This is a genomic window from Salinimonas iocasae, assembly GCF_006228385.1.
GTDB lineage: Bacteria > Pseudomonadota > Gammaproteobacteria > Enterobacterales > Alteromonadaceae > Alteromonas > Alteromonas iocasae.
This window is the reverse complement of sequence record NZ_CP039852.1, coordinates 430,469-443,340: the sequence shown is the minus strand read 5'-3', so window position 1 is coordinate 443,340 and position 12,872 is coordinate 430,469. Positions and strand designations below refer to the sequence as shown.

11 protein-coding genes and 1 tRNA gene are annotated in these 12,872 nt (G+C 47.3%); 4 read left to right on the top strand and 8 right to left on the bottom strand.

The features are described from left to right. Positions 1-75 precede the first annotated feature (75 nt). The 5 genes from rpoB to rplK all read right to left on the bottom strand — a co-directional run bounded on the left by rpoB (position 76) and on the right by rplK (position 6,751). On the bottom strand, positions 76-4,104 hold the full coding sequence (gene rpoB, locus FBQ74_RS01900; protein ID WP_139755065.1) for a DNA-directed RNA polymerase subunit beta: 4,029 nt from the start codon (positions 4,102-4,104) through the stop codon (positions 76-78). A gap of 281 nt (positions 4,105-4,385) precedes the next feature. Then, positions 4,386-4,760, bottom strand: coding sequence for a 50S ribosomal protein L7/L12 (rplL, locus tag FBQ74_RS01895; RefSeq protein ID WP_139755064.1), 375 nt, complete (start codon positions 4,758-4,760; stop codon positions 4,386-4,388). Between the two features lie 56 nt (positions 4,761-4,816). Beyond that, on the bottom strand, positions 4,817-5,335 hold the full coding sequence (gene rplJ, locus FBQ74_RS01890) for a 50S ribosomal protein L10 (protein WP_139755063.1): 519 nt from the start codon (positions 5,333-5,335) through the stop codon (positions 4,817-4,819). Between the two features lie 287 nt (positions 5,336-5,622). Next, entirely contained in the window at positions 5,623-6,318 is a 696-nt protein-coding gene (gene rplA, locus FBQ74_RS01885) for a 50S ribosomal protein L1 (RefSeq protein ID WP_139755062.1), read from the bottom strand. A 4-nt stretch (positions 6,319-6,322) separates the two neighbouring features. Next, complete coding sequence (rplK, locus tag FBQ74_RS01880; protein WP_139755061.1) at positions 6,323-6,751, bottom strand: 50S ribosomal protein L11; 429 nt, start codon at positions 6,749-6,751, stop codon at positions 6,323-6,325. 499 nt (positions 6,752-7,250) lie between these two features. Between rplK and FBQ74_RS01875 the strand changes: the two genes are divergently transcribed. From FBQ74_RS01875 to FBQ74_RS01860, 4 genes are read left to right on the top strand one after another with little or no spacing between them, the layout of a single operon-like run. Next, positions 7,251-8,066: a hypothetical protein gene (locus tag FBQ74_RS01875; RefSeq protein WP_139755060.1), complete on the top strand. Its 816-nt coding sequence runs from the start codon at positions 7,251-7,253 to the stop codon at positions 8,064-8,066. A gap of 10 nt (positions 8,067-8,076) precedes the next feature. Beyond that, entirely contained in the window at positions 8,077-9,114 is a 1,038-nt protein-coding gene (locus tag FBQ74_RS01870; RefSeq protein ID WP_139755059.1) for a substrate-binding domain-containing protein, read from the top strand. Beyond that, entirely contained in the window at positions 9,111-10,622 is a 1,512-nt protein-coding gene (locus tag FBQ74_RS01865; RefSeq protein ID WP_139755058.1) for an ABC transporter permease, read from the top strand. The genes FBQ74_RS01870 and FBQ74_RS01865 overlap by 4 nt, the downstream gene beginning before the upstream one ends. Positions 10,623-10,631: 9 nt before the next feature. After that, entirely contained in the window at positions 10,632-11,648 is a 1,017-nt protein-coding gene (locus tag FBQ74_RS01860) for an ABC transporter ATP-binding protein (RefSeq protein WP_139755057.1), read from the top strand. A 68-nt stretch (positions 11,649-11,716) separates the two neighbouring features. On the opposite strand, the gene nusG is transcribed toward FBQ74_RS01860, so the two are convergent. The 3 genes from nusG to FBQ74_RS01845 all read right to left on the bottom strand — a co-directional run bounded on the left by nusG (position 11,717) and on the right by FBQ74_RS01845 (position 12,781). Continuing rightward, positions 11,717-12,262, bottom strand: a complete 546-nt coding sequence (nusG, locus tag FBQ74_RS01855; RefSeq protein ID WP_139755056.1) for a transcription termination/antitermination protein NusG — start codon at positions 12,260-12,262, stop codon at positions 11,717-11,719. A gap of 3 nt (positions 12,263-12,265) precedes the next feature. After that, on the bottom strand, positions 12,266-12,643 hold the full coding sequence (secE, locus tag FBQ74_RS01850) for a preprotein translocase subunit SecE (RefSeq protein ID WP_139755055.1): 378 nt from the start codon (positions 12,641-12,643) through the stop codon (positions 12,266-12,268). A 61-nt stretch (positions 12,644-12,704) separates the two neighbouring features. Next, positions 12,705-12,781: transfer RNA gene (locus tag FBQ74_RS01845), tRNA-Trp, on the bottom strand. Between the last annotated feature and the right edge of the window lie 91 nt (positions 12,782-12,872).

The window sequence follows — 12,872 nt, the reverse complement described above, 5'->3', positions numbered from 1 at the left end:
TCTCCCAGCGGAGTCAGTCTCTATAACCCGGCCATTACAGCCGGGCCATCAAATCAAACTATGGCGTACGCCGTCTTACTTTTCTTCCAACTCGATATTGATACCCAGCGAGCGGATTTCTTTAAGCAATACGTTGAAGGATTCAGGCATGCCTGGCTCCATTCTGTGGTCGCCATCAACGATGTTTTTGTACATTTTCGTACGGCCGTTCACATCGTCCGACTTAACTGTCAGCATTTCCTGCAGCGTATATGCCGCACCGTATGCTTCAAGTGCCCACACTTCCATCTCACCGAAGCGCTGGCCACCGAACTGTGCTTTACCACCCAGAGGCTGCTGCGTAACCAGGCTGTAAGAGCCCGTAGAACGCGCGTGCATCTTGTCATCAACAAGGTGGTTAAGTTTCAGCATATACATGTAACCCACCGTAACCGGACGCTCGAACGAGCGACCTGTACGACCATCGTACAGCGTGATTTGTCCGCTTTCCGGAATATCCGCAAGCTTCAATAACGCCTTAATTTCTTCTTCGCGTGCACCGTCAAATACCGGTGTTGCGATAGGCAGACCTTTACGCAGGTTTTCGGCCAGACGATTCACTTCATGGTCTGTGAAGTTATCAATATCAACTTCCTGGTGGTTTTCACCCAGCGTGTACACTTCTTTAAGGAAGTCGCGTAGTTTTGCCTGCTCTTCCTGTTCTTTAAGCATACGGTCGATTTTCACGCCGATACCGTGGGCAGCCATACCCATATGCGTTTCAAGAATCTGACCAATGTTCATCCGCGAAGGTACACCCAGCGGGTTCAGTACGATATCAACTGGGTTACCGAACTCATCGTATGGCATATCTTCAACCGGAACGATGGTTGAAATAACACCTTTGTTACCGTGACGACCAGCCATTTTATCACCAGGCTGGATGTGGCGTTTAACCGCCAGGTAAACCTTAACGATTTTCAGTACGCCCGGAGCAAGGTCATCACCCTGGGTAATCTTGCGACGCTTAGCTTCGAACTTCTTATCAAAGTCTTGCTTGATCTCTGCGTACTGGTCAGCAATCTGATCAAGTTCGTTCTGCGCGTCTTCGTCTTTCAACGTCAGCTCGAACCATTTCTCGCGAGGGGTGCTATCCAGTTTGCCTTCTTCAACGCCCGCTTTGATCAGCATATTGCGAGCACGTGCAAACGTACCGTCAGCTAAGATATTGAATTCATCAGACAGGTCTTTCTTAACCTGACGCAGTTGCATGTCTTCAATCTCAAGCGCACGTTTGTCTTTCTCAACGCCGTCACGGGTAAATACCTGAACGTCGATAACAGTGCCGTGAACAGAGTTTGGTACGCGCAGTGACGTATCTTTAACATCTGACGCTTTTTCACCGAAGATTGCACGTAGCAGCTTCTCTTCTGGAGTAAGTTGTGTTTCACCTTTAGGTGTCACTTTACCTACCAGAATATCACCGCCTTTGACTTCAGCACCGATGTATACAACACCTGACTCATCCAGTTTGCCCAGTGCCGCTTCACCAACATTAGGTATGTCAGAAGAAATTTCTTCTGGCCCTAACTTGGTATCACGAGCGATACAGCTAAGTTCCTGGATATGAATTGTGGTAAAACGGTCTTCCTGCGCTACACGCTCTGAAATAAGGATTGAATCCTCAAAGTTATAACCATTCCAGGGCATAAACGCGATACGCATATTCTGACCAAGTGCTAGTTCACCTAAGTCAGTAGACGGACCGTCCGCCAGAACATCACCTGATACGATTGGGTCACCAACGTTACAGGTAGGCTTCTGGTTAATACAGGTGTTCTGGTTAGAACGCGTGTACTTGGTCAGATTGTAGATATCAATACCCGCTTCACCAGCAAGCATTTCGTCTTCGTCAACCTTGATAACAATGCGGCTGGCGTCAACGTAATCAACAACACCGCCACGTTTAGCAACAACAGTTACACCCGAATCAACGGCAATAGTACGCTCCATACCGGTACCAACCAACGGCTTATCTGCACGTAATGTTGGTACTGCCTGACGTTGCATGTTAGCACCCATCAGAGCCCGGTTAGCATCATCGTGTTCAAGGAACGGAATGATACTTGCCGCTACTGAAACGATTTGTTGTGGCGAAACGTCCATGTAGCTGATTTCAGCACGTGGCATAAGTACTGTTTCACCGCGGTGACGCGATGGAATCAAGTCATCAATAACTGCGCCATTTTCGTCCAGTGCTATATTCGCCTGAGCGATTACATACTGACCTTCTTCAATAGCAGACAGGTAATCAATTTCATCAGTAACGACACCGTCTTTAATTCGACGGAATGGCGTTTCAAGGAAACCAAAATCATTAGTACGTGCGAAACTTGCCAGTGAGTTAATCAGACCGATGTTCGGTCCTTCCGGCGTTTCTATCGGACACAGACGACCGTAGTGCGTAGGATGAACGTCTCGTACTTCGAAGCCTGCACGTTCACGTGTCAGACCACCCGGACCAAGCGCAGAAATACGACGCTTATGCGTAACTTCTGACAGCGGGTTGTTCTGGTCCATAAACTGAGACAGCTGTGATGAACCAAAGAATTCTTTCACTGCTGCAGAGATAGGCTTCGCATTAATTAGATCCTGCGGCATGATGTTATCAAGATCGCCTAAGCTCAGACGCTCTTTAACTGCACGCTCAACACGAACCAAACCTACGCGGAACTGGTTTTCAGCCATTTCGCCCACAGAGCGAATACGACGGTTACCCAAGTGGTCGATATCATCAACTTCATCTTTACCATCACGGATAAGAATCAGACGCTTCATAACTGAAACTATATCGTCTTTTTCAAGGGTACCTGAACCAGTAAGCTCATCGCGGCCAAGGCGACGATTAAACTTCATGCGTCCTACTGAAGACAGATCATACCGTTCATCAGAGAAGAACAGGTTATCAAATAGTGTTTCAGCAGCATCTTTTGTTGGTGGTTCACCAGGACGCATCATACGATAGATTTCTACCAGCGCTTCCAGACGATTTGTCGTGCTGTCGATGCGCAGAGTGTCTGAAATGTATGAACCGTGATCCAGCTCATTGATATACAGAATTTCGAAATCTTTGATGTTTGCCTGACTCAATGCCGCCAGATTTTCAAGGGTCACTTCGTCGTTTGCAGAAACGATGACTTCACCGCTATCTTCATCAACGTAGGTGCTCGCGTAAACACGGCCCATCAGGTATTCAGCTGGTACAGCAAGCTCGGTTACACCCGCCTTGTCCAGTGCACGCGTATGACGCGCTGAAATACGACGACCTGTTTCAACCAGAACATTGCCATCACCATCAAGAATATCAAATTGTGCTGTTTCACCGCGTAAACGGTCTGGCACAACTTCCATCATTAATGAATCTTTTTCGATGCGGACCTGTACTTTTTCGAAGAAAGTTTCGAGGATTTCTTCCGTTGACATTTCCAGTGCACGAAGAATGATCGTTGCCGGTAACTTACGGCGGCGGTCAATACGTACAAACAGGTTATCTTTTGGATCAAACTCAAAATCAAGCCACGAGCCACGATATGGAATAACGCGCGCGTTATACAATACCTTACCAGAAGAGTGGGTTTTACCCTTATCGTGGTCGTAGAATACACCCGGAGAGCGATGCAGCTGCGATACGATTACACGCTCTGTACCATTGATAACGAAGGTACCATTTTCCGTCATTAACGGAATTTCACCCATGTACACTTCTTGTTCTTTAATGTCTTTTACAGTACCTGGGGCGGCTTCTTTATCAAATAATACGAGACGTAGTTTTACTCTTAATGGAGCAGAATAGGTGACGCCACGAATCTGACATTCCTGTACGTCGAAAACGGGTTCACCCAGGCGATAGCTTACGAACTGAAGTTCGGAGTTGCCTGAATAACTTTTAATTGGAAATACTGAACGAAATGCTGCTTCAAGACCATGTTGCGCATCAGGATCAGTCTCAATAAATTTTTTGAAAGAGTCTAGCTGAATTGAAAGAAGATACGGAATTTCCAGTACCTGTGGGCGTTTGCCAAAATCCTTACGGATACGTTTCTTTTCGCTATAAGAGTAAACCATGGGTTCCTCAGCCTGCTGATTTATGACCCAACCTGCTGTCTGAGATGATCAGACAACAAACTTCCACAACCCTTTTTCCGGGCGATTTCACCAGCATACAACAAAATTTAACCAATTATTAGTTAACTTATTGGTTTTATGCTTTTTATATGGTGAGCCGGAGTACGCTTTTCATGTCACAGTTAAGGGTTAAAAACTGTACACCCTACAGCGCAAAAAGGCTGGTGGTCTAAAAAACCACCAGCCTAGCCGTTTAAGGCAGGTAATCTGACTAAATCAGATTACTTAAGTTCAACTTCAGCGCCAGCTTCTTCAAGCTGCTTCTTCAGTTCTTCTGCTTCGTCTTTGCTTACGCCTTCTTTGATAGCTTTAGGAGCAGACTCAACTACTTCTTTCGCTTCTTTCAGGCCAAGACCAGTTGCGCCGCGAACCGCTTTGATTACTGCAACTTTGTTGCCACCGAATGAAGTCATTACAACGTCAAATTCAGTTTTCTCTTCAGCAGCAGCAGCTTCGCCGCCAGCTACTGGAGCAGCTGCAACAGCAGCAGTCGCTTCAACGCCGAACTTTTCTTCAGCTGCTTCGATTAGCTCAACCAGTTCCATAACTGGCATTTCAGCAATCGCGTTCAAGATATCTTCTTTGGATAGAGCCATTTCTCTAAACTCCTGGGTTTAAAATGTTAAAAAAATCAATATTCCAAAAACGAAAATTATTTTTCGTCTTTGATCGCCGCCAATACACGCACAAATTTGGTAGGTACTTCGTTGATTGTCTGAACGAATTTGCCAACCGGTGCTTTGAAGGTTGCAAGAAGTTTTGCAAGCGCTTCGTCGCGGGTAGGTAGTGAAGCCACTGCATCCAGTTTTTCTGGACCCATCAGGCCATTACCAATAGAAAGCGCAGTTACCTGTAGCTTATCGTTAGTTTTTCCAAAGTCTTTGAAAAGACGCGCCGCACCACCTGGTGCTTCAATGGAGAAACCATAGATAAGCGGTCCCGTCAGGGCGCTATCCATATCTTCGAACTTGCTGCCTTCCAGAGCGCGCTTAGCCAGTGTGTTACGAATAACTTTAAGGTATACACCTTGTTCACGAGCTTTAACGCGCAGGTCTGTCAGTTCAGCAACTTCCATCCCACGGTATTCAGCGACGGCAACGGATAGAGCTTGAGACGCAACTTCGGAAACCTCTGCTACGATCTCTTTCTTTGCTGCTAAACCTAGTGCCACTGAGTTCACCTCTTTGTATCTGATGCGTTCACAAAATTGCTTACCACATCAGGGTTCACAGATTGATATCTCCGGTTTCCCGTTGATACCGCTCTACGGTGTTTTTATCCCCAGAGAGTCTGAGTCAAACCACCGTCTGCGCAGGCTTGTTGTTTAAGCTTTGCATTGAATGTGAAAGTTCTCTTACCTCTTTCACTGCATCGCGCCTGCGGTCTAGGACGGGAGCTGTGTAAAACAGCTCCAACCCAAAACCTTAAGAGAGACAGACCGTAGCCTGTCGAAACCGCTTACTGACCTACAGAAGCCTTGTCTACAGAGACACCGGCACCCATTGTAGTGCTCAGGCTTACTTTCTTGATGTAAGTACCTTTTGCAGAAGAAGGCTTAGCTTTCTTCAGTGCTTCCAGTAGCGATTCTAAGTTTTCTTTGATCTGGTCAGCTTCAAACGCGATCTTACCGATGCTTGCGTGAATGATACCGTTTTTATCATTGCGGTAACGTACCTGACCAGCTTTAGCATTTTTAACTGCTGTAGCTACGTCTGGAGTAACTGTACCCGTCTTAGGGTTAGGCATCAGGCCACGTGGACCCAGAATTTGACCCAGCTGACCAACAACGCGCATCGCGTCAGGGCTAGCTACTACAACGTCAAAATTCATTTCGCCTTTCTTGACCTGCTCAGCAAGATCATCCATACCTACGATATCGGCACCGGCTTCTTTCGCAGCGTCAGCATTCGCGCCTTGAGTAAATACAGCTACACGAACATCTTTACCTGTACCGTTTGGCAGTACTGTTGCACCACGAACGTTCTGGTCAGATTTCTTTGCATCGATACCCAGGTTAACAGCTACGTCAACACTCTCAGGGAACTTAGCAGTTGCCAGTTCTTTCAGCAGAGATACTGCTTCAGCAATATCGTACTCTTTAGTTGCATCAACTTTGTCGCGGATAATACGTGCGCGCTTTGTTAATTTAGCCATTCGATTAACCCTCTACCTTCAAGCCCATTGAGCGAGCAGAACCCGCGATAGTACGTACTGCTGCATCCAGGTCAGCGGCAGTCAGGTCCGGCTCTTTAGTGTTGGCGATTTCTTCCAACTGAGCACGGGTAACTGTACCCACTTTTTCAGTGTTAGGACGGCCTGATCCACTCTTGATTCCAGCTGCTTTTTTCAGCAGGAACGAAGCTGGTGGAGTCTTAGTTTCGAATGTAAAAGAACGATCTTCGTATACCGTAATTTCTACTGGTACCGGAGCGCCTTTTTCAAGACTTTCAGTTTTCGCATTGAAAGCCTTACAGAATTCCATGATGTTTACACCATGTTGACCTAACGCAGGGCCAACTGGTGGGCTTGGGTTAGCAGCGCCAGCTGCAACCTGTAGCTTAATTAAGCCGGTTACTTTCTTAGCCATTTTACTTTGCTCTCGTTGGTGGGTCTAACGCCTGGCAAGTATCGAGAATACTTGCGTTTTCGGCTCCCCATTACGTTTAAAAGGGCGCGCATTATATAAGGTGATTAAAACCTACGCAACCCTTGTAAGCAATTTTCGTCCTAGTTCATCCAAATAAGATCACTTTTAATGCAATCAGACATCATCACTTCCCTGGTTTGCCAGAACTTCTGGCGGCAGACCAAATCAGCAAATTCCATTTTCAACTTTCTTTGCAAAGTAACCTACTCCCCAAATGGCTGCTTTCCCCAGTCACCGAAAATCAATCGCTTGCAGTGAATTACCATTAAAAACGGGTTTATGTTCAGGCTATGTTAAGTCAGGTATCTGATAAGGTGTTATAAATCGTCAATAAATTCGTACGACAAACGGTAAACGACACATTGTGAACCACGAACGTGGCTTTACTATAGAAATGATAATAAGTATCATTTTCAAACCATAAAATACGGAATGCATTATGAGTTCTTACACATCATACAAATCATTGTGCGCAGCGGTTGCGCTTGGCTTATCAATAGCATCGCTATCATTTACTGCCCAGGCAAACGGTGAAATTACCGACCAGGTCAATCATCTTAAAGCGCACCTGGATGAATATAATGAAGAAGTTACCTGGCTTGAAGATAAATATGATGGCTTTGTAACGCGCTACGAAGAAAACGGTGCTGAAGCTGTAGATACGCAAGAACTGATAGATTACTGGGAAGAAGTTAACTTTCATTCTGCCATCGAAACACAATATATCCCTCTTTATGCAACCATATGGCAGAACATTTATGGTATAAAAACCGGTATTGAGAACGGCGCTAGCGCTAAAGAAGTTCGTCAGTACCAGCAAACGCTAACTAAAACATTCTGGCAGGCACTGGGTGCAGTTAAACTTGCTGCCCATTACCAGGACAAAGGCGTTATTGGAAAAGTAAAAACAACTGAGAAAGCCCCTACTACCGCGCCGGAAATTGTAGCCGATATTGAAAAGCGTCTGGATAAAGTAGTTGCCAAATATGCCGAGCAACTTAAAGAAGTAGCCACCACTATGGTTCACGATACCTACATGGAGCGCTTTGAAGGTATTGAGGGTGCTCTGATTGAGCAGGATGCCTCTCTGGTCGAGGCGTTGGAAAAAGATTTTAACGTTACGCTACCGCAAGCGATTGAAAGCGGTAAAAGCGTAGATGATGTCCGCGGTATCGTAGAAGCGATGAAGCAAAAGCTTAGCAAGGCGCAAACGCTACTTAAGAAGGCTGAGCAAAACCGAAAAGACGTCTTTTAAGGATTAGGATATGCAGCGTAGAACGTTTCTACAATCACTTGCCGCCGCAGGTGCTCTGGCAGCAATGCCGATGAGCATCCGCTCGAGTCTTGCCGCACAGTCGGGTGCAGTTTCAGTAAAAGATCTGCCCGCTTTGGAAGGGGATTTGACACTTTATCTGGGCCGCGGTGAAGGTGGGTTATACGAAAAAGTTCTCGATGCTATTCGTCAGCGCAACCCAAAACTAAATCTTCAGATTCGACGAGGGGCAACTGCCGCACTGGCAAATACTATTGTGGCTGAAGCGCAGGCTGGTGTCCGTCGTGCAGATTTGTTTTGGGCGGTTGATACTGGCTCAATCGGGATGATTACCGATGCGGGGCTGGCCCGCCCCTTACCGGAAGGTTTTAACGAGCAGCTTAAGCCTGGCTTTCGCTATCCGCGCTGGTCGCCGGTGACCGGCCGCATCCGCACATTGCCTTATAACACCGAACGGTTGAGTGCAGATAAAGTCCCGGACGATATTATGGCTCTGGCTGACAGCGACTTGTCCATCGGTTGGGCACCTGCCTATGCTTCTTTTCAGTCCTTTTTAACTGCAATGCGCATTCTTGAAGGCGAAAAAGCCACACTTTCATGGTTAAAGGGCGTCAGCAAGCATGCTAAAAGCTATGCGGGCGAACTGGGTGTGGTAATGGCTGTAGAGCGCGGTGAAGTTGATGTTGGCTTTGCTAACCACTATTACACATTGCGCCTTAAAGCAGGCAAACCTGATGCGAACGTCGATTTGGCCTATACGAACTCAGACGCCGGCTGTCTGGTAAACGCGTCTGGTATTCTGGCATTAAGCGACGGCGACCTGCCATTTAACTTTATGCGTTACTTGCTATCGGCAGAGGTTCAGGCCTATCTTTCCTCTGAAGCTTATGAAATACCTTTGGTAAGTGGAGTGAAATCCCCTGAGGGCTTACCCGAGCTAGCGACACTGACCCCGCCTGATTTAGACCTGCGTAAACTGGCAGATCTTCGTCCGACTCTCAACCTGATGAGAGAAGCAGGCGTTTTGTGAGATCAATCCCAAAATCTTATCCGTTTGCGTTTCTGATAGCATTTCTGGCGGTCCTGCCATTATCCGTGCTCTTCACACTAGCGCAGGATACTTCTGCGCTGTTTGATACGCACAACCTAAGAGTGCTGGGAAATACTATGGCGTTGGTGGCGCTCACTATCATCGGCGCTGTTGTACTGGGCGTACCGCTGGCGTTATTAACGACCTACGTTAAAATGCCCTTCCAGCGCTTCTGGCTGGTCTTATTGGCGGCGCCTTTAGCCATGCCTTCCTATATAGGGGCTTTCACGCTTTATTTTGCCATGGGGCCCGGGGGAGAGATCGAAAGTCTTCTCGGTATCCCTACTCCGTCTATTGGCGGATTATGGGGTACTGCGGTGGTCATGTCTCTGTACACCTATCCGTTTGTAATGCTGACAACCCGTGCATCGCTATTGAGCCTGGACGGGAGTCTGGTAAATGCAGCGAGAACACTTGGGATGTCGTTGCCTGCAGCGCTATTTAATGTAGTGATGCCAAGAATACTTCGCGCTGTTGCTGCCGGTGCCTTATTGGCCGCTCTATACGCACTATCAGATTTCGGCACACCAGCTATTTTGCGCCTCGATACGTTTACCCGTGTCATCTTTGTCGAGTACAACGCCTTCGGTCTGAGTCAGGCTGCAATGCTTTCTATTCAATTGCTTGTAATCGTCGGGTTTGTGTTATTTGTCGAATCAACTATCAAGGGCAATACCGAGCGACCTGGCCGTCAGCTATGGTTATGGCCTAAGCCCTGGCAACGCAATCTTATGCTTATTGCCAGCATGCCTGTCGTGTTGATGGCTATAGTTTTACCCTTAGCTATATTTCTGGTCTGGCTGGTGCGCGAAGGTGCCGGCGATTTCGATTTCAGCTACGCACTAAATTCTGCCTATGCGTCCTTACTGGCGGCATTGGCTGCAGTAATTCTTGCTGTTCCGGTTGCTCATGCTGCAATTAGTGGTCGTGCTGGCAGGCTAATGGAAAGAATTACCTATTTTGGCTTCGGTGTTCCAGGTATTGTAATGGGCACCGCGCTGGTCTATGTCGGGCTGAAGTTACCTTTTTTATATCAAACCCTCGGTCTGCTGGTTATCGCTTATGTGCTACGCTTCCTTCCACTGGCGGTAGGCTCTGTGCGCACGACTGCTGAACGTCTGGATCCTTCCTTGGTGAAAGCCGCGCGTCTGCTTGGAGCGTCTCCTCGCGAAGCATTTCGCCGCATTACATTACCCCTCACCTATCGCGGCATGGTTGCCGGCGCTGCCCTGGTTTTTCTTGAAGTCATGAGAGAACTTCCCGCTACGCTGATGCTTGGACCCACTGGCTTTGAGACACTCGCAACCTACATGTGGCGCGTTTATGAAGCAGGCTACTTTGGTATGGCTGCAATCCCGGGACTATTGCTGGTCTTTTTATCCGGTATCGGATTAACTATTATGCTCACCGGTGAGGGTGGCAATAAATTCAAACTGCACGAGGAGTAGCCTGGTCGTATGCTCACAGTCTCTGATCTATCCGTAAAATACGGGGAAACACTGGTTGTCAATCATCTTGACCTTACCTTGGACAGCGATGAAATCCTGATGCTGGTGGGCCCTACAGGCTGTGGAAAGACGACTATTTTGCACGCACTTGCGGGATTGATCCCGATATCTAGCGGTGAGATTTCGTTAGGTAAGTGGCAGGCTACCGCGAAAAAAGCTGTTCCTCCCGAAAAACGAAATGTCGGCATGGTATTTCAGGACTTTGCCTTGTTCCCACATCTTACTGTTGAGCAGAACGTTTGTTTTAAGCTGAAAAATACAGCACTGGCTGACCACTGGCTCAAATTACTTGGATTAGAAAATTTCAGAAACGCTAAGCCTGATCGCTTATCCGGCGGGCAAAAACAGCGTGTCGCACTGGCCCGTTCACTGGCACATGAACCAGACTTTATTCTTCTGGATGAACCCTTATCCAATCTTGATGCTGCGCTTAAAGACAGTCTTCGCTGGGAAATCCGGGAGGCACTTAAGGCAGCCCACGTACCTGCGATATGGGTGACCCATGATCAGGATGAGGCATTATCAATCGGTGACCGTGTTGGGGTCCTAAATAAAGGGGTGCTGGCTCAGTTGGACTCCCCCGAGAACTGTTTCTCAAAGCCTTCCAGTCGCTTTGTCGCCAACTTTCTTGGCGATGCCAGCTTCGTCCCCGGTACGTTTAATGAAAAGCTTGTGAATACCTGTATTGGGGCTGCGCCGGGAATACCGATTGATACTACCAACGGCAATGTTGATTTGTTATTACGGCCCGATGATATCAATATTCGACATAACAAAGGTGCGGGGAATGGCACGGTGGTGTGGGTGCGCTTCGAAGGCGGCTCCAGATTATGTGCTGTGGAACTGGATGAGCATGAAAATACTCAGGTAAAAGTCAGGGTGTCGCACGAGAATATGTTCCGTCCTGGCGATCGCGTGCAACTGGCCGTTGATTCTACTCATGCTCTGGCGGCCTTCGCCCGCTGAGATAACTAAGCAAAAAAAAACGCTGCCCGAGGGCAGCGCTTTTTTAATAATCATTATTAGCGTTGAGCTTAGCCTTTTTCGACCTGGCCAAATTCCAGGTCAACCGGCGTAGAACGACCAAAGATAAGTACCGATACCTTAACACGGCTCTTCTCATAGTCGACTTCTTCCACAACACCGTTAAAGTCAGCAAAAGGTCCGTCAGTAACACGTACCACTTCGCCTGGTTCAAACAACGTTTTAGGCTTAGGCTTATCAGTCGATTCTTCAAGACGATTCAGAATCGCATCTGCTTCACGCTTGGTGATTGGCATAGGGCGATCTGACGTGCCGCCGATAAATCCAAGTACCCGTGGCACACTTTTCACCAGGTGCCATGAGTCTTCGTTCATTTCCATCTCAACCAACACGTAACCAGGGTAAAATTTACGCTCTGATTTACGCTTCTGGCCTGCACGCATTTCGACAACTTCTTCGGTAGGTACCAACACCTGACCAAAGTACTGTTCCATCTCGTGCATTTTAATGTATTCAAGCAGGGTCTTTTTCACCCGCGATTCATACTGGGAGTAAGCCTGAACCACGTACCATCTTTTCTTGTTTTCTTCAGACATACGTTATGCTCCTATTCCAGTAATAAACCCAACCAAACGGACAATGATACCATCAAGGCCCCATAAAATAAGACCCATGATTACGGTTGCTACCATAACAATCAGTGTTGTCTGATTGGTTTCCTGACGGCTTGGCCAAACGACTTTGCGCACTTCCATTCTGGACTCTTTTGCAAAAGTAATGAAAGTACTGCCTTTTTCCGTCGTTGCAGCAATGAAACCGGCAATCGCGACAATTACCACGGCAGCGATAGCACGGTACAATACGGAAATTTCACCGTACATGTAATTTGCGGTGATCACGCCCGCCAGCAATGCAAACACGATTACCCATTTGAACATGTCCAACGGGTTGGACGAATTTTCCGTTTTTTCGCTCATGTTACGATCCTAGCAATACTGCATCGTTTGTCTGTGAGGTCATTCACAGACCATTAAATCTTGGCAGGGGTGGAGGGACTCGAACCCCCAACCATCGGTTTTGGAGACCGCTGTTCTACCAATTCGAACTACACCCCTTCATGTCGTTAATACGACAGAAACTTTTTACACTTACCTTGAGAATGAGCGTCTTAATTTAGAAAAAAGTGCGGATTCGCAAGGAAGGGAT

Bases quoted from the DNA above. Each gene is read 5' to 3' on its own strand.
- rpoB (WP_139755065.1), bottom strand. From the start codon at position 4,104: ATGGTTTACTCTTATAGCGAAAAGAAACGTATCCGTAAGGATTTTGGC.
- rplL (WP_139755064.1), bottom strand. From the start codon at position 4,760: ATGGCTCTATCCAAAGAAGATATCTTGAACGCGATTGCTGAAATGCCA.
- rplA (WP_139755062.1), bottom strand. From the start codon at position 6,318: ATGGCTAAATTAACAAAGCGCGCACGTATTATCCGCGACAAAGTTGAT.
- rplK (WP_139755061.1), bottom strand. From the start codon at position 6,751: ATGGCTAAGAAAGTAACCGGCTTAATTAAGCTACAGGTTGCAGCTGGC.
- FBQ74_RS01875 (WP_139755060.1), top strand. From the start codon at position 7,251: ATGAGTTCTTACACATCATACAAATCATTGTGCGCAGCGGTTGCGCTT.
- FBQ74_RS01870 (WP_139755059.1), top strand. From the start codon at position 8,077: ATGCAGCGTAGAACGTTTCTACAATCACTTGCCGCCGCAGGTGCTCTG.
- FBQ74_RS01860 (WP_139755057.1), top strand. From the start codon at position 10,632: ATGCTCACAGTCTCTGATCTATCCGTAAAATACGGGGAAACACTGGTT.
- nusG (WP_139755056.1), bottom strand. From the start codon at position 12,262: ATGTCTGAAGAAAACAAGAAAAGATGGTACGTGGTTCAGGCTTACTCC.
- secE (WP_139755055.1), bottom strand. From the start codon at position 12,643: ATGAGCGAAAAAACGGAAAATTCGTCCAACCCGTTGGACATGTTCAAA.